The sequence below is a fragment of the Leptospira yasudae genome, from assembly GCF_003545925.1.
Lineage (GTDB): Bacteria > Spirochaetota > Leptospiria > Leptospirales > Leptospiraceae > Leptospira > Leptospira yasudae.
The window spans coordinates 183,362-204,617 of sequence record NZ_QHCU01000005.1 but is presented as its reverse complement, the minus strand read 5'-3'; the positions used below and the strand labels follow the sequence as shown (position 1 = coordinate 204,617).

Genomic DNA, 21,256 nt, shown 5'->3' with positions numbered 1-21,256 from the left:
AATCGGCGTCATTCCATCTTGAACAGATTGTATTCCACGATGCTGCACAGGATATGTCCGATTAAAATATGGGATTCCTGGATTCTCGCGGTCACGTTGCTCGGAACGATCACGTCCAGATCGGAAAGATTCTTCATCTTTCCGCCGTCCCCGCCTAACAACGATATGGTTTTCACTCCCCTCGTTTTCGCCTTTTCCAACGCGAGCAAAACGTTTTTGGAATTTCCGCTCGTGGAAAGTCCGATGAGCAGATCGCCTTTTTTTCCGAAAGCTTCGATCTGTCTCGCGAATACGTCTTCGTATCCGTAGTCGTTCGAACAAGCGGTCAACACCGCTGAATCCGCGGAAAGGGAAAGAGCCGGCAAAGCCTTTCTTTCGTTTCCGGATTTGTATCGAACCACGAGTTCCGCCGCGATATGCGACGCGTCGCAGGAAGAACCTCCGTTTCCGCAGAGAAAGACGGTGTTTCCCGTTTGTAAAACCTTGGAAACGATTTCTCCCGCCTTGGTAATATCGTCCAAAATCGTATCGATTAATTTCTGTTTGGTGGCTACGGAATCCCGGATCTGCCCGAGAGCGATTTCCTTAATATCCATCTAATTGCTTCCTCTTTTTTTACGGATCTGTTCGAGTACTTGAAAAAATTCCTTCTTTGCTTTTTCGAAATCCTGTAAGGAAAGATTTTCCGTATACGGAGAATTCTCCTTTTGATTTCCGCTCACGTTTAAAAAATAAAGTTCGTCCGATACGATGCTCTTGAGCCTTTTTGTAGAGTTAGACTGAAAAAACTGTTCGAACTCCGGCCCCATATACACAAGAAGCACGCTCACGATACTCGGTTTCAGACGAATAAAAATCTGCTGCTTCCAAAACGGTTCCCAGTTGTAAAAGTCCTTCCACGTTTCTTGGGAAGAAGCGGATTCTCCGTATAAAATTTTCAGATCCTCGTCGATTCCTTCGGGTTGAAATCGGGAGAATACGCTTTTTAAGTCGGAATGTTCGTAGGAAAGAATTCGGTTCAACTCCGCTTCTGGAATCACAACGACTCCGGAAATCTTTTCCCCTTGCAGGCTCAGAAAATTTCCGGTCGAAACGACGAGGGAATATTCCCTTCCGGATTTTTCCTTTCCTTCGAGACGGAAAAGTTTCGGACCGTTCTTTAGAAGTTTATAATATTTCGTTTCGTGAACGAGACCGCCGGTTTTCTTTCGGGTTACGAAAAAACGATCCGCCTTTTCCCGCAACTCGGCGAGTTCTCGTTTGTAACCGTAACTTTCTCGAACCGGAGGGGTTTCTTCTTCTCCGGAGCCTTTCTTCCGTTTCTTTCTTCGAAAAAAGGAAAGGAGTTTTGCGAAAAACGACTTACTTGCCATAACTTGATTTTACGTTGGAGGGCCGTTCCGTGATCCCTTTCTGAAGTTCGTACTGTTTCGCGTCCTTTAAGAATGTGGAATACGCCGAGGAAACCGCGATAACCCAACCGGGAAACCCGTCCAAAAATCCGAACTTGAAAAAATACGTTTCCACAAACTTGGAAAAGGGTTTGTAGATCGTTCGGAGAACGGAAAACTTCTTTCCCTTTCTTTGTCTCGTGTAGGCTACGATCGAGGAGAACTGATTGATCGTGTTCACTTGATGGGCGAGATCCATAAAACTGTAATGAATGATGTCGCCGTGAATCTTGCTTCCGTTTCCTTCTATGCTGATATAATCGTGAGGATTTTCGCCGACCCAAACGGCCTGACCTTTGCGGAAGATGCGATATCGATACTGAGGATACCAACCGCCGTAACGGATAAATCTTCCCATATGAAAGGTCAGACGGGAAATCTGAAGCCCGTTCAGATCACCGTCGTCCGGTTTTTGTTTGAAAGTAAGAATCGAATTCTTCAGTTCCGGTGAAACGCGTTCGTCCGCGTCCAAAGAAAGAATCCAGTCGTATTTGCAAAGAGCGATCGCGTCGTTCTTCTGCTCGATATGTCCTTTGAACTTTTGTTTGTAAAACCGGACGGAAGGAAAGGACTTGGAAATCGTTTCGGTGGAGTCCGTGCTGATCGAATCTAAGACGACGATCTCATCGGCTATGTCGAGACAGGAACGGATACAATCTCCGATGTTGCGTTCTTCGTTGTAAGTGATGATGGCTACCGAAAGTTTTTTTCCCGTCGGAGCGGAAGGAGCTTCCGTTTTTTTTTGTGCTTTCTTTTTCTTTGCTGGAATTGATTTTCCCATCTGTTCGATTGATTCCCGGAACCGGTTCTTTTTTCTAATGGTAGAATGAATTCTTTCTCTGTCATTGGTTTTTTTAAGGGAAAATGAAACGATCTTCGGGGGCATTCAATTGAAAGAACGGATCACAAACGGACTCAAAACTCTGTCCTTGGTTTCACTTGGATTGTTTCTTTTGAGCTTTCCTCAATCCGTCAGCGTCTCTCAGATTTTCGGAGGGCTTACGATCGCGTCCGCAACTCCCCTGTTCTTTCTCGACTCTGAATCCGGTAAAACCTGGAAACGAATTCGAATTCCGTTTTTGCTTTTTTTCGGAATTTATCTTTGTCTTTTTTTCTCTTCTCTTTGGCACGCGGATCGGTTTTCCCCCTTCTTTCAAAAGTTTCTAAAACGATCCGAGTTCGGAGATTTTTGGATGCTTCTTTTGTTTCCCGCTTCGTTTCTGGTGGCTTCCCAGGAAAAGAATCAAATCGTTTTAAAACGATTTCTATTCGCATCGGCATCGATCGCGATTCTGTTGGGTTGCATCAGTTTGTTTTCCGAAGTACGAATCGGAAAGTTTGTCGCCAACGGATTTAAATACGTGCCCGGAGATCGACTTCAGCATTTTTCGGGAAACATCGGTCCGATCAAACTCTATCTCCCCATCGGAATGATGAACACGCACCTGACGTTCGGCGGCCTTTTGGGAATCTTCTTACCCGGACTTTTCGTGGATTGGTTTCAGTCCGTAAAAAGGAAACGCGATTTTACGCTGTTTCTCAAAACCCTTTTGGTCTTTGCAGGATTCGGAATCTTATTTTTCAACCAGAGCCGATCGGTTTGGCTCGGAGTTTTTGTGACGTTGCTCCTTCTTCTGCTAAAAGGAACCTTTGCGATCCGAAAGAATCTCCCGCAAATTTCCTTGCGTTCAAGAATTGCTGCCGGACTCGTTTTATTCGGCGTTTTGATCTCGGCGGGAACTTTATTCCGAAACAATTGGCTGATTCAAAGATCGATCTCACAAATATTCGAAGTTCATAATACGGAGAATCAACGGTATTACATCTATAAAAACACGATTCCCTTGCTTCGGGAAAATTGGTTCGCGGGAGTCGGCGGAGGAAACTATAAGGATTCCCATTGGAAAGAATCCGCAAAGATGATTCAAGCGAACGAACAACTTTGGTATGAACTCTATATCACTCCGAGAGGACACGCGCACAACGATCTTCTGCATTTTTTTACGACCGGAGGGATTTTTGCGGCCTTATTGTTTCTTCTGTTTTGGGGAAGAATGTTCTCGAACTTCTTTCGTTCCGATTATTCTTCCATACAAGGAATTCCGATTTTGGCGATCGGAATTTTAAGTCTGTTTCCGGCCGGATTCTTTCAGTGTTATCTTTTGGACGACGAGGTGGTTCTTCCCTTTTTCGCGTTTTGCGGAATTTTTTTGGGAGGAAGGCTCAACACTTTTAAGCCGGAGAATTCTAGTTCCGATTCGAATTCCGGTTCGTCGCCTTCCGATCCGCAGGAAACCGCAAGATCGATTTTCAGCTCGGAAGAAATATCCACACCGATTCCAAGCGCATCTTTATCGTTCGGAAGCGGTGAACTTCTTTCTTGGATCTGCAACAACCGATTTTTCCTCATTCAGATTCTCGCGTCGATCGGCGTTCCGATCCTTCTGTATTGGTTGTTCTGGATTCCTCGATTGAATTTGGAGCCGCTGGAAGTTTACAATCGAAGAGTTCGCTCTTCCGAACTTGCGTTGATCAAGGAAGTGCAGAAGAATATTCTAAAATTCGAATCACCTTCGAGTCGATCCAAGCCCTTCGACCACGCCGATCCGTTCCGGGCAGGACGATTGTCTTTTTTCACTTCTACTCTGAGCGCAGAGCAGGCTTCTCTTCCGTTCCAGGTCGAAGGCTGTCTAACGCACCGTTATCCGAATCCGCCTCTTCCCCGCAAAACGCCGTTTAGCTTTACGATTTTTCTTCCGGAAACTCCGAAGAATTCTCCCAAAACCGCGGAGATCACGATCGTATCTCGGGATTCCTTCGATCAGGATCAGCTCTATTGGGCGCACGGAGAAGCGGATCTGTTTACGATCCACGTCGCATTAAAAAACGGAGCAAATCCGATCCTGGTCGGCGGAGGACTTCTCGAAACGACTCCCCCGGAATTTCCGAACGAAGTCTTTTTCCGCGATTATAAAATCCGTTTTTCCGGTTTTGAAACGGGAAAGCCGATCGAATTTCCGAAACTGTATTTTGGGAAGATTTGCGATACGGTGTTTCCGTTGCCGCAATAGAGGAAGAAAAAACCGTTGGTACCTGGAGCGAGACTCGAACTCGCACGCGATTGCTCGCACAGGATTTTAAGTCCTGGGTGTCTACCATTCCACCATCCAGGCAGATACAAAGCGGTGAGGCGTCGCCCGGATTCGAACCGGGGATCAAGCTTTTGCAGAGCCATGCCTTACCACTTGGCCACGACGCCGTTATAGGGTATGATTTTAAGAGAAAGATCAGTGTCAATAGAAAAGTCTATATGAGGCAAAGAAGAACCTATTTTTATCAGCTCGACGGACGAGGAAGACTCTTCCACGATTTTTCAGAACTCAAGGACCCCGCGTTTCTGGATTTTTTTATCGAGAGAATCCGAAAGAACGACACGGGAGAACATTCCGAGTATCCGTTTCTTTCCGTTTGCAACGGAGAATGGAATTTCATACAACCTGCGACGACGATTTTCGTATTTCGGAAATTGGAAAACGGAAATCTCTACTATTCCCCGAGTCATTCCGTTCCGTTTCAACCGGAGAATCTCAAAGTCTTCCACGAATCGCTCGCGCATCCCGCTCCTCTCGAAGAATGGGGTTCCTTTTCTTCCGAACTTCTTCTCGAATTTTCCAAACGAATTTTACAACGAGAGAATCAACTTTTCCTGGAATACGAAGGAAAGAACTTTTTGATCTCGAAAGAGAATTCTCTCTAAATCGAAACGGTAATTTTATTTTCCTCGATCGGAAAATAAATTCGAACCGACGGTTCCACGACGAATGAGTCTAACCGTCCGCAGAAATATTTGCTCTTAAAGTTTCCAAGTAAAAGTCTACAAGACGATCCTAGAAAGAATTTCATTTTCAGAACACTATCGAAATAATCAAACGAAGCTCAGGCAGTAACGGTAATTTTGCATTGAATAACTCCGTTTAAGCGGGTCTTGTTTAGAATTCCAAAGTCAAAGTAGATTTTCGCCGTTCTTACATTTCGAAATCATAGTAGATCGCGCAATTCTCACATTCTGGGAACACCTTCTACAATCCATTCCATTCGAATTCTTTTAAATTTCGATTTTATTTCCGAATACAAAGGCAGCACCGATCTAACAAAAGAATTCTTCCCTTATGCAAAGAGCAAGAGCAAGGCAACGAACCAACCTCTTCCCTCTTTCAATGCCAAGCAAGGGTCACAGAGTTACGCAGTATGCCATAGAAAACAAAGAGCCCATTTTTCTGAAAACAGTTCAAAACTCCAAGATATAACCCACAGATCAAATTTAAAATTCGAATTTGACCCTAAGCGGATTCCTTAGAACAAAAACTCAATCCAAAATAGTAATTTATAATTATTGAATATAAAATTCCGGATTCAACGGCCTCCACCTTCGATTCTGCTTGCAGTTTTTCATTCGATAGGAATTTTGAATCACCTTTCACCGGAGGAAATTTCAAAAGAATGTTATCTCAAGAAGAGATGGGCGATCTCATAGGCCCCTTATCCATCAGCGTAGCGACGCGAGACGGAGAACGAAGACCGCATTTTGCAAGGGGATTCGGAATTCGTCTCGAAGAAAATCAAAAACAAATGACCGTTCTGATTCCGAACGTAGTCGTATCACAATGTCTGAAAGACATAGAGGACAACGGACAAATCGCGGTTACGGTCGCTCACATGTCTTCCTTTCAAACCAGACAATTCAAAGGAAACGTAATTCGCAAAAACGAATGCGTGGAGTCCGATTACGAACTCATGACTTCCGTTCGTAACGCCGGGTCGGAGACCAGCGCGATGTTCTTCGGACCGAAGGCGGGCGAAGGCTGGGGAAAATACATTCTCAAACCCGCGACGGCGATTACGTTCGAATTATCCGAACTCTTCGACCAATCACCCGGAGCCAAAGCGGGAGAAAAACTGAAATGATACCCGAAACACTACAACCTTGTCTTCAAGGAATCGTCCCTAGCATCATGGTTACTTCTTCCAAAGAAGGGATTCCGAACGCAACGATCGTAAGCCAAGTCTATCAGGTGGATTCTTCCCATGTGGCGATCTCGAATCAATTTTTCGGGAAGACGCATATCAATTCCGTGGAAAACCGTTACGCGATGTTGCAGGTTTTAAATCCCGAAACCCTCGAACCTTGGATTTTAGAAATCTACTACCAGCGAACCGAAACCGAAGGAGATTTGTTCGACGCGATGGAAATGCAGCTCGAAGCGATCGCCTCCATGTCGGGGATGAGCGAAGTATTCAAGCTCAAGGCGGCCGATATTTTCGAGGTCCGCTCCGCGAGAATTCTTTCGGAAGCAAAGGAAGCATAACGTGCCGAACGATCAGGAAATCGAAGACTTCAAAAAGCAGTTCGTCGAGAACCAAAAAGGAATCGAAGAACTCAACCAGAAGCTGAACCGAAAAACCAGAGAAGTGGAGATCATTCAATCGATCTCTTCCGAAATTCTCAACACGCTGGATTTGGATCTGATTTTTGAACGAATCATGAAAGTTATGGACGAGGTCTTCGGATTCAAACACGCAATGATTCTGATGGTCGAAGAGAATTCCGAAATTCTCAAGGTCGTTGCAAGCCGAGGTTACGAAGAAGGCGGAATCGGAGCCACCGTAGAATTCGGTAAAGGAGTGATCGGAGTCGTCGCAAAAAAAAGAAAGATCATGCGAATGGTCGGAATCAGCACGCAGATGCGTTACGCGGGTCAGGTCGGACAATCCTTGGGAATGGAAGAAAAGAAAATCGAACTTCCCGGATTGAAGGACGCAAAGAGTCAGATCGCGATTCCCCTTCTCGTAAAGGAAAAGTTGCTCGGCGTCTTTGCGGTGGAAAGCGAGGAAATCAACGCGTTCAAACTTTTGGACGAAATGATTTTGAGCATCGTCGGAAATCAGATCGCAGTCGCGATCGAAAACGCAGCGGCCTATCATACGCAGCAGCAATTATCCGAGGCTTACAGTCGTTTCGTTCCGAAAGAACTTCTTTCCCTTTTGAGCAAACGATCGATTTTGGAAACGCAGCTCGCCGATCAAACCGAAGGTCTCATGACCGTGATGTTCTCGGACATTCGGGGTTTTACGACTCTTTCCGAAACGATGACTCCGAACGAAAACTTTCGATTTATCAACGATTACTTGGGAATGATCGCGCCCGTCATCAAAGAACACCACGGGTTTATCGATAAGTTTATCGGAGACGCGATTATGGCGATCTTTCCTTCACGCGCGGAGGACGCGGTGGAAGCTTCTCTCGCTATGATGCGCGCCTTACGACGATTCAACGAACTTCGAAAGGAAAAGAATCAGGATCCGATCGACATCGGAATCGGAATTCATACGGGACATTTGATGCTCGGAATCATCGGGCACGAAAACCGCATGGAAGGAACGGTGATCGGTGACAGCGTGAACTTGGCTTCCCGCGTAGAAGGTTTAACGAAAGAATTCAAGTGTTCGATCATTGCGAGCGAAGTCACGATCGCTTCCCTCAAAGACAAGGACCAATTTCAGCATGAATTCCTGGACGAGGTCAAGGTCAAAGGAAAGTCGCAGGCCGTAAAAGTATATAAGATCGAAAATCCCGTTTAACGGTTTTATTCCCACTCGATGGTTCCGGGAGGTTTGTTCGTGAGATCAAAGAACACGTAACGAATCCCCGGAATTTTTTGGACTTCCGTTTTGATTTCCTGCAATAAAGAACGCTCCATCCGAAAGAAATTCGCCGTCATCGCTTCCTGCGATTCCACCGGACGCAGAACGATACTCTTTTCGTTTTCCGTTTCACCGATCGGCAATAGAACGACGGGCATCTGCCAGATTTTATCGTAAAGACCCGCTTTACGAATCACCGATTCTACCGCGTGATCCGCTTCGCGTAGAAGGTCCGAACATTTCTTATCGAGATGCATTCCCGTAAACTGAAAGTTCAGCTTCTTTACTTCCGGTTCAAAGGGAAGAAGAACGACTCGATTGATAAAGGAAAATTGATTCGAAAGATGAGTTGCGACTCGGTCGAGAGTTTTCCAATCGGTTCCGATATCGTTTAACACCGCGCAGTTGGCATACGATCTTCGATCACCTTTGACTCCCACGCTTGCAACCGGAAGAATCTTTCCTTCGAGTCCGTTCTGGGTCGCAAGATACGAATCGATCGCCTTTTGATCTTCGGGGGTTCCCTGCTTTTCGACGGCGAGCATGCGAACTACAAGACCCGGTCCCGGAAACGGATGACGTCCCACCCATTCCGGTTCCAAACCGAGAATCACTCCGAGATCGCGGACTTCGTCCTTGTAAAGATCGCGGATCGGTTCGATCACCTTTCCTTCTTCGATCAATTTTTGAATCGCTTCGACTCGATTATGATGCGTCTTAATGGTATGAGAATGTTTGGTTCCGCCGGATTCGATCGTATCGGGATAAATCGTTCCTTGTCCTAAGAGCCAATCTCCGTGTTCCAAATCGAGATCTTTCACGGCGCGATCCCGCGCTTCCAGAAATAAATTTCCGACGATCTTTCTTTTTTCTTCCGGATCGGATTTACCTTTCAGACTTTCGTAAAAGAGATTCGATTCGTCTCTCACCGTTAGGTGGATGTTCTGCGCGGTGAGTTTCTCCTGAAGAGGAAGAACTTCTCCCTTTCTCATAAAGCCCGTATCGATTAAGAATCCGAGAACGCGTTCGGCGCCGAGCGCCTTGCATAAAAGAAGATAGGAAACGGTCGAATCGACTCCGCCCGAAACGAGCATGAAGATTTTCTGTTCCGGTTTTACGGTCGTTTGAATCTCTTTGATTTTTTCCTTTAAGAACTGATCGAGCCCCCAAGTGCGGGAAGCTCCGCAGATCTGAACGAAATTGTCCAAAAGGATCGAACCCTTTTCACTATGACTGACTTCCGCGTGAAACTGAATTCCGAAAATTCGTTTGGAAGAATTCTCCACAACCGCGTAACCGCAATCTTTCGAAGAAGCGATTCTCGTAAAGCCGGAAGGAAGTTTCACCACCTCGTCCGCGTGATTCATCCAAACCTGTTCTCCTCCGACAAAATTCTTCAAAAGAGAAAGGGAATTTCCGTTGGAAACGTGGAGTTCGAGAGAAGCCGGTCCGTATTCTCCCGTGCCGGAGCGTTCGACCACTCCGCCTAATAGTTTCATGATGAGTTGATGCCCGTAGCAAATTCCGAGAACGGGAATTCCGAGTTCGAAAATTTCCGTAGAGATGGTGGGAGAGTCCGGTTCGTAAACGCTTTCCGGTCCGCCCGATAAAATGATGCCTGCGTATTTTTTATAATTGGAAAGCGGTTCTTCGTTGGAGAGAATTTCCGTATAGGCTCCGAGTCTTCGGATTCTGGACGCAATCAGGTGAGCATACTGCCCGCCGAAATCTACTACGGCAATTTTCTTCTGGATTTCCATTCCACCCCTCTTTGGGACTTTGATACGGACTCGGATTTGGGAAAAAGAATTTTCGCTGTGGAGAGATCGAAAAGTCTGGTCATCAAGGAACTATTCATGGAAACGACTCATCCAGAAACCTACGACGGTAGACAGGATCATATCCCAGGGCTGAAAACTCCCGAAATCGAATCTTTCACCAATGTTTACGAGGGAAAGGATTATACAATCGATTTTACGGTTCCAGAGTTTACGGCGGTTTGTCCGAAGACGGGGCTTCCCGATTTCGGAGTGATTTACGTTTCCTATATCCCGACCAAACGTTGTATCGAACTCAAGTCCTTCAAAGAATACATTCTCAGTTATCGTAACGTGGGAATCTTTCACGAATTTCTCGTGAACAAGATTATGGAAGATCTGATTCAAGCGGTCGAGCCGAAATACTTGAAAGTGATCGGAGATTACAACGCGCGAGGCGGGATTAAAACCATCGTCACGCGGGAATATTCAAAGGACTGAACGGATTTTTAAACCGACATGGACTCCATTACGTTTTTAGGTTATATCGCTTCCCTCTTGACTACGGTTTCTTTTTTACCGCAGCTCATTCGAATCGTGATGGGCGGAAGCACGAAGGATATTTCCAGAAACATGTACATCGTCTTCGTGACCGGCGTAGTTCTCTGGTTTATTTACGGCTGCCTCAAACAGGATTTTCCGATCATCTTAGCGAACGTGTTTACGTTCATCTTCACTTCGATCATTCTTTATTTTAAGTTAAGAAACGACGCAAAGGGACAGTGAGATTTTTGTCGGAGTTCCGGCAATCGTTGAGAAGGAAGTTTGTACTTTACAAAAGTAGAATTTTCTGATATAGAGGATTTGCGCCGGAGTTTTCCCACCACCTCGCCCCTCCACCCGAAGCCGGGCGGGGCTCGCTTTTATCACGGAAAAATCGTAGGACCTACAATAGAATTCTGATTGCAATTTCCGAATAAAAAACCCCGACTTCGTTGAACAACGAGGCCGGGGCTTTCTGAATCAAACAGTTTAAACGTTAAACTTATTGAGGCTTTACTTGGTCTTTGAGAGATTTTCTGGAATTTTCCAAGGCTTCTTTATCTTTGTCGATACCGGCCTTGATGTTCTTTTTCTCTTCCTCGGCAGCGTTTTTAATCGCTTCTTTTTCGGCTTTACCGGATTCCTTCACCTCATCGATCATTCTGCGATTTTCTTCTTTCGTAGCGTTGATGAGTTCTTGGTTTCTCTGCTTTTGTTCCTCCAAACCTTGGAGAATTCTTTCTTTATTCTCCTTAAAGTCCTTCAGTATCTCTTCGATTCTTTGTCTTTGTTCTTCGGTTACGGATTGAACGGTTGCAGCGTCTTCCTGAAGTTCCTTCAACTCGTCTTCGGAAAGTTTTTCCTCTTTCTGAGTTTTACCGTCGGATACGATCTTTTCTCCCGCGTCGGCGGTGTTGGTTTGATCCGGATTGTCGTTATCGACGACTTCTACCGCTCCATCGGATACGAGCGTCTCGGTTTTGTTTCCTTCCACTTCCACTTGGAAATCGGTTCCGCGAACGGCCGCTGTGGATGTCGGAGTGGTAACCTTAAATCCGGAAGACTTGGTCAGCTTCGTTCCGACCTTGGAAAAGATCTTTCCTTTGTTTAAGGTGATATCGGAATAGATCTCCGCGTTTTTCGAATCCACATAAATCTTGTTCAACGTCAGACTCGTATTTTCTTTGATACGGATGATAACGCCGTCCATCAATTGAACGTCCGCGTAGGAATCCTTTCCCGTTTCAATCTTATCTTCCGGAAGAATAAACTCCGAAAGTCCTACTTTCTTTTCCTTTCCGGCTTTGTCCGAAAGTTTAACGGTTCCTTTGATAAAGGTAAAAACTCCGCCCTGCAAATCATCCTTTTTGGATTTTCCACAGTCGATAGCGAATAAGACGATCAATGCAAGGCATAAACCTTTTTGAATCATTTCGGGTTCTCCCATTTACAAATTCTATTCCGGGCAAAGTAGCATGAAATTTATTTCAAGTCCACAGTTTTCCCTGTTTTACACAGTCTAGTATCCCGAATTCTACGGAAACGGACTCGGACGCCGGGTTTCTTCCAAGGAGAACCAAAGAAAAGGACTTGCCGTCTAAGGAGTGATTAGAAAATTGATCTTGGAACCTGTTTTTTAAGCGACCGGGAGAACCAACCCAGGAGAATCGAGGCCTATGGCGACTAAAATTGCGTATGTAGACAAGGACAACTGCACTTCCTGCAATCAATGTGCGGACAATCTTCCGAAATACTTTCAAATGGATGACAATGATACTTCGGAAACTCATATCGGAGGAGAAATGGTAAACCAAGCTCCGATCCCGGAAGAAGACTGGAAAATCGTTCAGAAAGAAATGGACGAATGCCCGGGCGAATGTATCCAGTGGAAAAAATAATTTCCAGATCCTAACCTGGTCGGAACGGCTTCTTCCCAGAAGCCTTCTTCGAATTTTAGAAAGCGGCGGAAGCCGCTTTTTTTATGCGTTCTCTTAGTATTCCTGTTCGGAACGGGTGGAACCCAACAATTCGTCCGGAATATCCTCGACTCGCTCTCCGATCTGGATCGCAAGTCTGCTTCCCACTCTTCCCGGAAGACATTTGAACTTCTTTCTTTCCCCGACCTTTACGATCATCTCGGATCTCGTGGACGTGTTTTCGAGTTTCACCACATCGCCGATGGAAAGATTCATAAAATCGTTGATGGAAACGTCCACCGAACCCACTTCCGCAATCAGCGGAATTGCGACCTGATCGAGTCGCTCTTGGATCACGGCGCGGTTTTCGTCGAGTTCCCCTTTCCGAATGGAAGAATACCAATACTGCGCGGATAATTTATTGATGATCGGTTCGATCGTGATGTAAGGAATACAAAGGTTCGTCATCCCTTCCACTTCCCCGATCTTGGTTTCAAGTGTGATCAAAACCACCATGTCGTTGGGAGGAACTACCTGCGCGAACTGAGGATTCGTTTCGATGTTCCCGAGTCGGGGCCGTAAGTCGATTACCGTGGACCAGGATTCCCGCATGTTCCCGAGAATTCTCACGATAATCCCTTCCATTACGCTCATCTCGATCTCCGATAATTCCCGGGAAATCTTGGCTTGTTCGCCTTTACCGCCGAACAGACGATCGATGATCGTAAACGAAATCGAAGGGTCGATTTCTAAGATCGCGGAACCGCGGAGCGGGTCCATGTTGATTACTGCAAGAGTCGTAGGATTCGGAATCGAACGGATGAATTCTTCGTAAGTCAACTGATCCACCGACGCAACGTGAACGGATACGAGGGCTCGAAGCTGCGCCGATAAACCCGTCGTAGCCAAACGCGCAAAGGTTTCGTGCATCATCTGCAGCGTACGAATCTGGTCTTTTGAAAATTTATCCGGACGTTTGAAGTCGTAGATCTTTACTTTCTTCTGCTCGGAAACGGAAGCGTAATCCGATTCGTTGACTTCTCCGGAACTGATGGCGCTGAGTAGCGCGTCAATTTCATCCTGGGATAAAATCTCTGTCATTTCTTCACCTTCGCTACTAAGTTAGACACTTTCCAAAAGCCTCCCTGTTCGTCGGGAACCCTTCGGAGAGTGTACGTATATTCGTATTTAGAACGTAGACGATTCAGTCTTCTTTCCACAAAAACGGTTACCTTCGCCAAACTCGGCGTCACGGTCTCGGTATTCAAGATTCGATACGAATGGAGAAGTCCCGCTCTGGACTCGGTCAAATACCGTTTGAAATTCTCCAGTAAAAAATCGCGTTCCGATTCTTCCGCACGATTGTATTCTTCCGAATACTGATCGTACGCCTGCACGTATTCCGGAAAATAGATCCACTTAAAGTGATGCGTCCAATTCTTTTTCTTTTCCGAACCGAGAAACAAATGAATCACTTCTTCCGGTTCGAGCCCGTCCACAGTCGGGTCTTTTTCCGGAATCGAGGAAAGAACGGGTTCGCTGTGTTTTTCTTCGTAAAAGAAATAAGGCTGATTGCGGGAACGGATAAAAAGAGCGGGCATTTCCTGAACGTTCGGATGAAAGTATGCGGTTACGAAATACTTCTTGCCCGGGTTCAGATCAAAGCGGGAATTCAGATCGATTTCTTTCGAGAAGACTTCGTCCTTATGGAGAATGATTTCTTTGACTTCTTTTCCTTCCAGAGTCTCGATCGTGTTTCTTCGTTTTAAAACCGGATCGATCCGCCGTTCTTCGTCTCTTTCGGGAATTTGATTTCCGTCCTCGTCGCGAACTACGATTCGATACGATTCAAGATCGCGGCCGGATGGAAAAATTCGGACGACTTCGTTTCCCGTGTTCGTGATGGACATCTTTACGGGAATTCGATCGTTTTCCCGATAATGGATCTTCTTCAGATCCAAGGTGATGATTCCTTGCTGCTTGAGATAATTTTCGGATACGGAACCGCGGGCGTCCCGTTTGGGAAACGCAACGAGAACCATAGGCGCGAGTACGATTGCGAGGAGAATCCGGATCATTCTGGTTTATTTTCGGCAATTTCTCCCAAAAGCAGCGAAAAAATACGTTTTTTTACCCCGGAGACTTGGCGTCTTCGATGAGCATTTCCGCGATTCGGATCAATCGTTTGAGGATTGGCTCCACTTTTTCGTAGTCGTCGTAACAGGAGATGAGCTTTTCCATCGGAGGTTGAATCAAGGAGATCGCCTTCGAGGAAAGAATCAACGAGGAAAGGTTGTCTTCGTTTAACAAATTCAAGGATTCGAGCTCCGTCAGAAACCGGTTGATCTCCTTGATGAGCGCCTCGTCCCCGATATCGTTCTTTTCGAAAAAAGATTCAATTTTTAGAATATAATCGGTGAGGATTTGTTTGATCTTGGCTTCGTCGTCGGTCGGTCTTCGTTTTGCCGTGAGGGAATTGATCGTTCCGTATTTCGACATCGCCGTTTCGTAAAAGGAATGCACTTCCTGCCGTTTGGAATGGATGATCCGAAACAGTTTCAGAATTCCCACCAGACGATCCGGAAGATTCTTCCCTCCGCTCGTTTCCAAGACCGCGGTTCGTGAATCCTGATCGTGCGCAGGAAGCAAGGACAAACGGTCGAGGATGCGGCTCGTGCTGGAACCGGAAGAATAACCCGCCAGTTCCTGAACCACAGCGAGATACAATCCCGCCTGAGCTTTGTTCGGCGTAGAATTCATTGTGCCGTGGTCGCCGCCGCTCTTTTGTCCACAATGAGAACTTTTTTGATCGTCGTTTTGGAATTTCCGGCCTTTACGATCCGATCCACTACGTCGGCTCCGGAAACCAATTGTCCGAATACGGTATGAAGTCCGTCCAAGTGAGGAGTATCGACTTGGTTGATGAAGAATTGCGATCCGTTCGTGTTCGGTCCCGCGTTCGCCATCGCGAGAGAACCTTTGATCGCTCTGTGAGACTTTAAGGTTTCGTTATATTTGTATCCGGTTCTAAAAAGAATTTCGAGAACGGATAACTTCTTCGCGTCTTCGAACGCTTTTTCGATCAGTTCCCGTTTTGCCTCCGCCTCTTCCCTGTTTTTAATTTGAAGTTCGTTGGCAACTGCTCTTTGCAGTTGATACTGATAATACGGAGCTTGTCCGGCTTGAATCTTGTCGAGACCGAGAGACTTTCCGTTGATCTCGTCGTCGAAACGATATCCCGGTCCACCGGTTCCGTCGCCGTTCGGACAACCGCCTTGGATCATAAAGTTCTCGATGACTCGGTGAAACGTAAGTCCGTCGTAAAAAGGTTTCTTCACCTTTTGTCCGTTTCTGGCTAAGAATTCTTTTTCTCCTTGTGCCAGATCGATAAAGTTCTGAACCGTTTTCGGCGCGTCTTGATCGAAAAGTTCCACGGCCATGTTTCCCTGAGTCGTTAAGAAGATCGCATAGACGGCGGGTTTTTCCGGCAGCGGAATCACCGCAGCATCCGGCTTGGGAACTACGACCGAAGAAGGAGTATAAACTTCCGGTTGATAACGGGTTTGTGCAAACGGATTTCGGTTACACGCAAAAAAGGAAAGAAGGATAACGATTCCGGTAATGATTCTCATACAAACAATGTTTCAGCTTCCCGTAAAGATTCCAGCGCAATTTTTAACTGCTCTTCTTGTCTTTGTTTGGAAGTTCCTCCATAGGATATTTTTTTATCGGCGGAAAGAGAAAGAGAAACAGCGTCTTCGTATTCCTTTCCCGCAAAATGTTCCGAAATCGAAATTCGATCCGATTCCGGTAAATCAAACAAGGTCTTTTTTCGTTCCACGCATAAACCGACGAGCGTCCCCACGAGTTCGTGAGCGGTTCGAAACGGAATGTTCTTTTGGCCCACGAGAAAATCCGCGAGATCGGTCGCGGTAGCAAATCCGTTTTTTAAGGAAGATTCGGCTCTTTCCGGAACCCAAACCCAACCCTCGATCATTTCCCGAATTCCTTCCAAGCTGATTTGTACGGTTTCAATCGAATCAAAGAGAGCTAACTTGTCTTCCTGCAGATCGCGGTTGTATGTGGAAGGCAATCCCTTAAGCATCACGAGAAGATGATTCAGATTTCCGATGACCCTTCCCGCTTTTCCGCGGATGAGTTCGGCGATATCGGGATTCTTCTTTTGGGGCATAATCGAAGAACCGGTCGTCAACGAATCCGGCAAACGCAAAATTCCGAACTCCTGCGATGAATACAGAATGATATCCTCGCAGATCCGGGACGCGTGGATCATCAACTGCGAACTCGCAAATAAGAATTCCAGAATATGATCCCGGCTGGAAACCCCGTCCATAGAGTTGTGAGAAATTTTCGAAAGACCCAATTCTTTGCGTAAGAATTCCCGATCGGTCGGGTAATTCACTCCCGCCATCGCTCCGCTTCCCAATGCCAATTCTTCCGAAGCCTGGAGCGCAAACCGAAAGAATTCCTGATCTCTTTCCAAGGCCCAAAACCAGGAAAGAAGATATTGAGAAGCGCGGATCGGTTGCGCGACCTGCAAATGCGTATAACCGGGTATGATTACGTCCACGCTTTGTTTGGCTTTTTCATACAAAGAACGCCGGAGAGATACGATGGATTTTAGAATTTCTTTTCCTTGATGAAGGATATAAAGACGAACGTCTTGCGTTACCTGATCGTTTCTCGATCTTGCCGTATGCAATTTTTTTCCGGTCTCGCCGATGAGTTCGGTCAAACGGGATTCGATGTGCATGTGAATGTCTTCCAGCTCGCTTTTGAATTCGAGCTTTCCTTCTTCCAATTCGGTTCTGATTCGGTCGAGGGAGGTTTCGATCTTGGACAATTCTTCGGAGGTGAGAATTCCGATCCGTTTCAACATTCTCGCGTGCGCGACGCTGCCTTGAATGTCTTCCTTATAAAGTTTATGATCGAAGGATACGGATTCCCCGATCCGCTCCATGATCGAAGATGCCTTTTCCTGAAATCTTCCGCCCCAGAGTTTTTTTTCTTTCCCAGTCATAACGTCTTTGCCAAATTATTTTTCATTCTTCTTTCCGATACTCTTCTTCCAGGTCTTGAATCCAGTTTTTCAAAACATCCAATTCTTCTTTGGTGATTTTTGCGGATGGATGAAGAAGCACGTAATCCGCCGGAGGCATCTCCCCTTCTTCGAGGGTTTCCAAAATCGAATCGCCTTTGGTGGATTTTTCCTTTTTCGTCAAAGCCTTCCATTCCGAAAAATCAAGTTCGGCTTTTCCTTCTTCCACGTGATGGTAGAGATACGCATTGACCGGAAAAATTTTGGAATACCAAGGCCATACCGTCAGATCGGAATGACAGTCGTAACAGGATTTCCTCAATATTTTTTTGACTTCGTCCGAGGTTTCGATCTCGTTTCGATTGTCGCCTGCGGGAGGTTTTAAAGGTAGGAATTGCAGAAGGAAGAGCGTTAAAACGAATCCGAGAAGAAGTTTCTTTTTCATGCCTTTCTCTGGATAGTTCCGTCCGTTTCCCTTTTTTTTAAAATAGAAAAAACGGATTGAACTCTGAAAAAAATTTACGAATCTGTTCCACTCGGGAGAATGCGTCTTTCATGCCTGATTTTCTTTCCAACCTTCCCGTAACGATCTGGATCGGCGGCGGCGTCCTTTTGATTCTCGCCGAGTTTTTTATACCCGGAACCTTCGTCGCTTTTTTGGGAACCGCCGGAATTCTCACGGGAATCGTCGTCTATTTTTTCGATATTTCCCTCGGATGGCAACTCGGTATGTGGGCTTCTCTTTCCACTCTTCTCATCTATGTGGGAAGCGAGACAATCCGAAAAATCTTTCCGGCTCAGACCGAACACTCGGTTCCGGAAAACGATCAGATCGGAAGATTGGTTCCGGTCGTCAAAGACGTTCTTGTGGAACGAAAGGGAGGAAGGGTTCTCTTTCAAGGCGTTGAATGGGACGCGGTTTCCAAAAAGAGCCGGATTCCCAAAGGAAGCAAGGCGAGAATTTTAAGCCGAGACAATCTCACCTTTCTCGTGGAACCCTTGGAACTTCCGGAAGATTGAATTCATTCTGAAATAAAAAATAAAAGGAGATACTATGTCCGCAGGGTTTATATTCACGCTATTCTTTATAGCGCTGATCTATCTGATTCGAAAAACGTTCATCATCGTTCCTCAACAATTTTGTTACGTCGTGGAACGCGTGGGAGTTTTTAAGGGAGCCTTGGAGGCCGGTTTTCATTTTCTCTGGCCCGTGATCGAAGTCGTCAAATACAGACAAAGCCTCAAAGAAAGCGCGATCGACATTCCTCCGCAGATGTGTATCACAAAGGACAACGTCTCCATCGCGGTGGACGGAATTCTTTATCTGAAAGTAGTCGATCCGTATAAGGCTTCGTATGCGATCGAAAATTATATGCTCGCAACGCAGCAGCTTGCACAGACGACTCTTCGTTCCGAAATCGGAAAACTCATTCTCGATCAGACGTTCGCGGAACGGGACGATATCAATTCCCACGTTGTGCGCGCTTTGGACGAAGCGACCGATCCTTGGGGAATCAAGGTGACGAGATACGAAATCAAAAACATCTCCCCTCCGAAAGAAATTCTTCATGAAATGGAAGAACAGGTAAAAGCGGAACGCGTCAAACGCGCGGAGATCACGATCTCGGAAGGAGAAAAACTTTCGCGGATCAACCGATCCGTCGGTGAGAAGGAAGAAGCCATCAACGTTTCCGAAGGGGAAAAAATGAAGAAGATCAACGAAGCCGAAGGAAAGGCTTTGGAGATCACGCTGATCGCAGAGGCGAAAGCCAAAGGAATCCGCATGATCGCGGAATCGATTTCTCGCGAAGGGGGAGGAGAAGCGGTCAATTTGCAAATCACGGAAGATTATCTCACGGGACTTGGTGAAATTCTCAGCGTTTCCAAAACGACGATCCTTCCGGCCGAACTCGCAAACATCGCGGGAGTGTTCGAAGGTCTTTCCAAAGTAACCGGAAAACTTCCGGAAATCAAAGCTCCGAAAGAGAAGGAAGGTCAATAAGATGGAAACGTTTCAAACCACGTTCGTAATGATATTCTGGACCTTGTTCGGAATCTACTTCGCTTACAAACTCTACCGTTCGATTCGAATCGTTTCAGCGCAGGATTGTATCGTCGTCGAAAAGTTCGGTAAATACAGCAGAACCCTGCACGCGGGTCTTCATCTTCTTTGGCCCTTTATCGAAAAGGACGCCTACTATCACACACTCAAGGAACAAGCGACCGACGTTCCTCCGCAGACTTGTATCACCAAGGACAACGTGAAAGTGGACATGGACGGAATTCTTTACCTGAAAGTATTGGATCCGCACAAAGCGAGTTACGGAATCAACGATTATCAATTCGCCGCTTCGCAGCTCGCGCAAACCACGATGCGCGCCATCATCGGAACGATGGATTTGGACGTTACGTTCGAAACACGGGACGCGATCAACAGCAAGATCTTAGAGGTTCTGGATCTAGCCACCGAACCTTGGGGAATCAAGGTGAATCGGTACGAGATCGTAAACATCACTCCACCGAAATCGATCTTAGAAGCGATGGAAAAAGAGAAAAAAGCGCAGATCACGAAGAAGGCGCAAATCTCCTTATCCGAAGGGGATCGCGACGCGAGAATCAACCGTTCCTTAGGTTTTAAGGAGGAAGCGATCAACAAGTCCGAAGGGGAAAAACAAAAACGGATCAACGAGGCCGAAGGGGTTGCGAAAGAAGTGGAAGCGATCGCAACAGCGACCGCAAAGGGAATCGAACTTTTGGCACAGTCCATCAACGCCAAAGGCGGAAAGGACGCGGTCAAACTCAGAATCGGCCAGAAGTTCATTAAGGAATTCGAAAAGATTTCCGGCAAGAAAACGGAAATCGTTCTGCCGTTGAACCTGACGAACTTCCGTTCCATCCTGAAGTCCGTTTTAGGAAACGTGGATCAGAAAAATTAAGTTTTTTTGTCGAGGAGGTTTTGTTGGAAAGACTGAAATTTTCCGAGGTGTGGGAACTCATACAGATGACGAATGGAGAGAAAACTTTCAATTTCGAACATTTGTGGGAACTCATACAAAATTCTACATTCAAAACTGAGAATATTATAAAAAAACCCGGTCGACAACCGGGTTTTCTTTTTTAAGAATCAAACTATGAATTGTTTCAAAGACTGAAACTTTTCGCGGTGTGGGAACTCATACAAAATTCTACTTCCAGAAGATCTATCGATTTCAAGAATTTGTAGGAACTCATACGAGTTCAGAGCCTTCTGCTTTGTTCTACGATCTCCGTAATTTGAATTCCGTAAAAATCGTCCATCGCGACGAGCTTGCCTCTTCCGACCAAACGTCCGTTCGCAAGAATGTCTAAATCCTCTCCTACGTTTTTATCCAGCTCGACCACGGTTCCTTCGTTCAAACCGTTTACGTCCTTGATAAACATATTCGTTCTTCCCAACTCCACCGTAAGAGCCAGGTTTACGTCCATCAGTAAGTTTAAGTTCGTGGATTGGGATGGAGAGGATTGACGAGAAGTCGGTCTGGGTGCTGAAGGTGCTGGAGTTGAAGAAGGTCCGAGCGCCGCAGAAATATCGGCAAACGAAGGCGCATCCGATCCGCCCCCTCCGCCTCCAGGAGCATCGCCCCCTCCGCCCAACAGAGAATCCAATTCTCCGCTGAGATTAAAATCGGATCCGCTTCCGGCTCCAGGTGCGGCATCCCCGCCTCCGCCCGTCAAAAGGGCGTCTATGTCTTCCTGTGAGAGTGACCCTTCTCCCATTTTTCCTTCTCCTTTACGAATCCGATAGTAAAGAAATCGACAGAATCCTAGATTCCTACAACAGTATTTTCA

At 46.2% G+C, this 21,256-nt stretch carries 23 protein-coding genes and 2 tRNA genes; 11 read left to right on the top strand and 14 right to left on the bottom strand.

Annotated elements, in window-relative coordinates; genetic code table 11:
* Positions 1 to 8: 8 nt before the first annotated feature.
* Genes gmhA through DLM76_RS15195 form a run of 3 tightly spaced genes read right to left on the bottom strand, consistent with a single transcriptional unit; the run spans position 9 to position 2,232 of the window.
* The gene (gmhA, locus tag DLM76_RS15205; protein ID WP_118956693.1) at positions 9 to 596 is read right to left on the bottom strand and encodes a D-sedoheptulose 7-phosphate isomerase; all 588 of its coding nucleotides are present in this window, start codon (positions 594 to 596) and stop codon (positions 9 to 11) included.
* On the bottom strand, positions 597 to 1,373 hold the full coding sequence (locus DLM76_RS15200) for an LBBP_01157 family protein (protein ID WP_118965721.1): 777 nt from the start codon (positions 1,371 to 1,373) through the stop codon (positions 597 to 599).
* Positions 1,363 to 2,232, bottom strand: coding sequence for a glycosyltransferase family 2 protein (locus DLM76_RS15195; protein WP_118965848.1), 870 nt, complete (start codon positions 2,230 to 2,232; stop codon positions 1,363 to 1,365). The genes DLM76_RS15200 and DLM76_RS15195 overlap by 11 nt, the downstream gene beginning before the upstream one ends.
* Positions 2,233 to 2,341: 109 nt before the next feature.
* On the opposite strand from DLM76_RS15195, the gene DLM76_RS15190 reads away from it, so the two are divergent.
* Positions 2,342 to 4,522 (top strand): O-antigen ligase family protein, encoded by a 2,181-nt coding sequence (locus DLM76_RS15190; protein ID WP_118965847.1) that lies wholly within the window; start codon positions 2,342 to 2,344, stop codon positions 4,520 to 4,522.
* Between the two features lie 16 nt (positions 4,523 to 4,538).
* On the opposite strand, the gene DLM76_RS15185 is transcribed toward DLM76_RS15190, so the two are convergent.
* Positions 4,539 to 4,624 (bottom strand) — tRNA-Leu (locus DLM76_RS15185).
* A gap of 15 nt (positions 4,625 to 4,639) precedes the next feature.
* Positions 4,640 to 4,710, bottom strand: a tRNA-Cys gene (locus DLM76_RS15180).
* A gap of 51 nt (positions 4,711 to 4,761) precedes the next feature.
* On the opposite strand from DLM76_RS15180, the gene DLM76_RS15175 reads away from it, so the two are divergent.
* From DLM76_RS15175 to DLM76_RS15160, 4 genes are all read left to right on the top strand, one after another.
* Positions 4,762 to 5,208, top strand: coding sequence for a DUF4505 family protein (locus DLM76_RS15175; protein ID WP_118956695.1), 447 nt, complete (start codon positions 4,762 to 4,764; stop codon positions 5,206 to 5,208).
* Between the two features lie 743 nt (positions 5,209 to 5,951).
* A complete protein-coding gene (locus DLM76_RS15170) occupies positions 5,952 to 6,416 on the top strand; it encodes a hypothetical protein (RefSeq protein WP_118956696.1) in 465 nt (154 codons plus the stop codon).
* Positions 6,413 to 6,817, top strand: a complete 405-nt coding sequence (locus DLM76_RS15165; protein ID WP_118956697.1) for a pyridoxamine 5'-phosphate oxidase family protein — start codon at positions 6,413 to 6,415, stop codon at positions 6,815 to 6,817. The genes DLM76_RS15170 and DLM76_RS15165 overlap by 4 nt, the downstream gene beginning before the upstream one ends.
* A gap of 1 nt (position 6,818) precedes the next feature.
* On the top strand, positions 6,819 to 8,090 hold the full coding sequence (locus DLM76_RS15160; protein WP_118965720.1) for an adenylate/guanylate cyclase domain-containing protein: 1,272 nt from the start codon (positions 6,819 to 6,821) through the stop codon (positions 8,088 to 8,090).
* 5 nt (positions 8,091 to 8,095) lie between these two features.
* Here DLM76_RS15160 and guaA read toward each other — a convergent pair whose 3' ends face one another.
* Positions 8,096 to 9,913, bottom strand: a complete 1,818-nt coding sequence (gene guaA, locus DLM76_RS15155; protein ID WP_118956699.1) for a glutamine-hydrolyzing GMP synthase — start codon at positions 9,911 to 9,913, stop codon at positions 8,096 to 8,098.
* On the opposite strand from guaA, the gene queF reads away from it, so the two are divergent.
* Positions 9,902 to 10,411 (top strand): preQ(1) synthase, encoded by a 510-nt coding sequence (queF, locus tag DLM76_RS15150; RefSeq protein WP_241548270.1) that lies wholly within the window; start codon positions 9,902 to 9,904, stop codon positions 10,409 to 10,411. The two genes, guaA and queF, sit on opposite strands and share 12 nt — an antisense overlap.
* A gap of 18 nt (positions 10,412 to 10,429) precedes the next feature.
* Positions 10,430 to 10,696, top strand: a complete 267-nt coding sequence (locus tag DLM76_RS15145) for a SemiSWEET transporter (RefSeq protein WP_118956700.1) — start codon at positions 10,430 to 10,432, stop codon at positions 10,694 to 10,696.
* Positions 10,697 to 10,955: 259 nt separating this feature from the next.
* Here DLM76_RS15145 and lsa33 read toward each other — a convergent pair whose 3' ends face one another.
* Entirely contained in the window at positions 10,956 to 11,885 is a 930-nt protein-coding gene (gene lsa33 / locus DLM76_RS15140) for a surface adhesin Lsa33 (protein WP_118965846.1), read from the bottom strand.
* A gap of 244 nt (positions 11,886 to 12,129) precedes the next feature.
* Between lsa33 and DLM76_RS15130 the strand changes: the two genes are divergently transcribed.
* On the top strand, positions 12,130 to 12,351 hold the full coding sequence (locus tag DLM76_RS15130) for a ferredoxin (RefSeq protein WP_004460119.1): 222 nt from the start codon (positions 12,130 to 12,132) through the stop codon (positions 12,349 to 12,351).
* 93 nt (positions 12,352 to 12,444) lie between these two features.
* On the opposite strand, the gene fliM is transcribed toward DLM76_RS15130, so the two are convergent.
* The 6 genes from fliM to DLM76_RS15100 are packed head-to-tail and all read right to left on the bottom strand — an operon-like array spanning position 12,445 to position 17,873.
* The gene (gene fliM / locus DLM76_RS15125) at positions 12,445 to 13,470 is read right to left on the bottom strand and encodes a flagellar motor switch protein FliM (protein WP_118956701.1); all 1,026 of its coding nucleotides are present in this window, start codon (positions 13,468 to 13,470) and stop codon (positions 12,445 to 12,447) included.
* A complete protein-coding gene (locus DLM76_RS15120; protein WP_118965718.1) occupies positions 13,467 to 14,447 on the bottom strand; it encodes a hypothetical protein in 981 nt (326 codons plus the stop codon). Before DLM76_RS15120 ends, fliM begins: the two co-directional genes overlap by 4 nt.
* A 52-nt stretch (positions 14,448 to 14,499) precedes the next feature.
* Complete coding sequence (locus DLM76_RS15115; protein ID WP_118956703.1) at positions 14,500 to 15,129, bottom strand: hypothetical protein; 630 nt, start codon at positions 15,127 to 15,129, stop codon at positions 14,500 to 14,502.
* Entirely contained in the window at positions 15,126 to 16,001 is an 876-nt protein-coding gene (locus tag DLM76_RS15110) for a peptidylprolyl isomerase (protein ID WP_118956704.1), read from the bottom strand. The genes DLM76_RS15115 and DLM76_RS15110 overlap by 4 nt, the downstream gene beginning before the upstream one ends.
* Positions 15,998 to 17,410, bottom strand: coding sequence for an argininosuccinate lyase (gene argH, locus DLM76_RS15105; protein ID WP_118965717.1), 1,413 nt, complete (start codon positions 17,408 to 17,410; stop codon positions 15,998 to 16,000). The genes DLM76_RS15110 and argH overlap by 4 nt, the downstream gene beginning before the upstream one ends.
* A 22-nt stretch (positions 17,411 to 17,432) precedes the next feature.
* The gene (locus DLM76_RS15100) at positions 17,433 to 17,873 is read right to left on the bottom strand and encodes a heme-binding domain-containing protein (RefSeq protein ID WP_118965716.1); all 441 of its coding nucleotides are present in this window, start codon (positions 17,871 to 17,873) and stop codon (positions 17,433 to 17,435) included.
* A 110-nt stretch (positions 17,874 to 17,983) separates the two neighbouring features.
* Between DLM76_RS15100 and DLM76_RS15095 the strand changes: the two genes are divergently transcribed.
* From DLM76_RS15095 to DLM76_RS15085, 3 genes are read left to right on the top strand one after another with little or no spacing between them, the layout of a single operon-like run.
* Positions 17,984 to 18,448, top strand: a complete 465-nt coding sequence (locus DLM76_RS15095; protein ID WP_118965715.1) for an NfeD family protein — start codon at positions 17,984 to 17,986, stop codon at positions 18,446 to 18,448.
* 34 nt (positions 18,449 to 18,482) lie between these two features.
* On the top strand, positions 18,483 to 19,430 hold the full coding sequence (locus DLM76_RS15090) for an SPFH domain-containing protein (RefSeq protein WP_118956708.1): 948 nt from the start codon (positions 18,483 to 18,485) through the stop codon (positions 19,428 to 19,430).
* Between the two features lies 1 nt (position 19,431).
* A complete protein-coding gene (locus DLM76_RS15085) occupies positions 19,432 to 20,364 on the top strand; it encodes an SPFH domain-containing protein (RefSeq protein ID WP_118956709.1) in 933 nt (310 codons plus the stop codon).
* Positions 20,365 to 20,665: 301 nt separating this feature from the next.
* Here the strand turns inward: DLM76_RS15085 and fliN are convergent, their stop codons facing one another.
* Complete coding sequence (fliN, locus tag DLM76_RS15080; protein WP_118956711.1) at positions 20,666 to 21,184, bottom strand: flagellar motor switch protein FliN; 519 nt, start codon at positions 21,182 to 21,184, stop codon at positions 20,666 to 20,668.
* Positions 21,185 to 21,256: the final 72 nt, after the last annotated feature.

What these genes read in the sequence shown, in the direction of transcription:
- DLM76_RS15090 (WP_118956708.1), top strand. Translation starts at nt 18,483, where the DNA reads ATGTCCGCAGGGTTTATATTCACGCTATTCTTTATAGCGCTGATCTAT.
- DLM76_RS15165 (WP_118956697.1), top strand. Translation starts at nt 6,413, where the DNA reads ATGATACCCGAAACACTACAACCTTGTCTTCAAGGAATCGTCCCTAGC.
- DLM76_RS15175 (WP_118956695.1), top strand. Translation starts at nt 4,762, where the DNA reads ATGAGGCAAAGAAGAACCTATTTTTATCAGCTCGACGGACGAGGAAGA.
- DLM76_RS15120 (WP_118965718.1), bottom strand. Translation starts at nt 14,447, where the DNA reads ATGATCCGGATTCTCCTCGCAATCGTACTCGCGCCTATGGTTCTCGTT.
- lsa33 (WP_118965846.1), bottom strand. Translation starts at nt 11,885, where the DNA reads ATGATTCAAAAAGGTTTATGCCTTGCATTGATCGTCTTATTCGCTATC.
- argH (WP_118965717.1), bottom strand. Translation starts at nt 17,410, where the DNA reads ATGACTGGGAAAGAAAAAAAACTCTGGGGCGGAAGATTTCAGGAAAAG.
- DLM76_RS15130 (WP_004460119.1), top strand. Translation starts at nt 12,130, where the DNA reads ATGGCGACTAAAATTGCGTATGTAGACAAGGACAACTGCACTTCCTGC.
- guaA (WP_118956699.1), bottom strand. Translation starts at nt 9,913, where the DNA reads ATGGAAATCCAGAAGAAAATTGCCGTAGTAGATTTCGGCGGGCAGTAT.
- DLM76_RS15110 (WP_118956704.1), bottom strand. Translation starts at nt 16,001, where the DNA reads ATGAGAATCATTACCGGAATCGTTATCCTTCTTTCCTTTTTTGCGTGT.
- DLM76_RS15170 (WP_118956696.1), top strand. Translation starts at nt 5,952, where the DNA reads ATGTTATCTCAAGAAGAGATGGGCGATCTCATAGGCCCCTTATCCATC.
- DLM76_RS15145 (WP_118956700.1), top strand. Translation starts at nt 10,430, where the DNA reads ATGGACTCCATTACGTTTTTAGGTTATATCGCTTCCCTCTTGACTACG.
- DLM76_RS15095 (WP_118965715.1), top strand. Translation starts at nt 17,984, where the DNA reads ATGCCTGATTTTCTTTCCAACCTTCCCGTAACGATCTGGATCGGCGGC.
- fliN (WP_118956711.1), bottom strand. Translation starts at nt 21,184, where the DNA reads ATGGGAGAAGGGTCACTCTCACAGGAAGACATAGACGCCCTTTTGACG.
- gmhA (WP_118956693.1), bottom strand. Translation starts at nt 596, where the DNA reads ATGGATATTAAGGAAATCGCTCTCGGGCAGATCCGGGATTCCGTAGCC.
- DLM76_RS15200 (WP_118965721.1), bottom strand. Translation starts at nt 1,373, where the DNA reads ATGGCAAGTAAGTCGTTTTTCGCAAAACTCCTTTCCTTTTTTCGAAGA.
- DLM76_RS15115 (WP_118956703.1), bottom strand. Translation starts at nt 15,129, where the DNA reads ATGAATTCTACGCCGAACAAAGCTCAGGCGGGATTGTATCTCGCTGTG.
- DLM76_RS15085 (WP_118956709.1), top strand. Translation starts at nt 19,432, where the DNA reads ATGGAAACGTTTCAAACCACGTTCGTAATGATATTCTGGACCTTGTTC.
- DLM76_RS15100 (WP_118965716.1), bottom strand. Translation starts at nt 17,873, where the DNA reads ATGAAAAAGAAACTTCTTCTCGGATTCGTTTTAACGCTCTTCCTTCTG.
- DLM76_RS15195 (WP_118965848.1), bottom strand. Translation starts at nt 2,232, where the DNA reads ATGGGAAAATCAATTCCAGCAAAGAAAAAGAAAGCACAAAAAAAAACG.
- fliM (WP_118956701.1), bottom strand. Translation starts at nt 13,470, where the DNA reads ATGACAGAGATTTTATCCCAGGATGAAATTGACGCGCTACTCAGCGCC.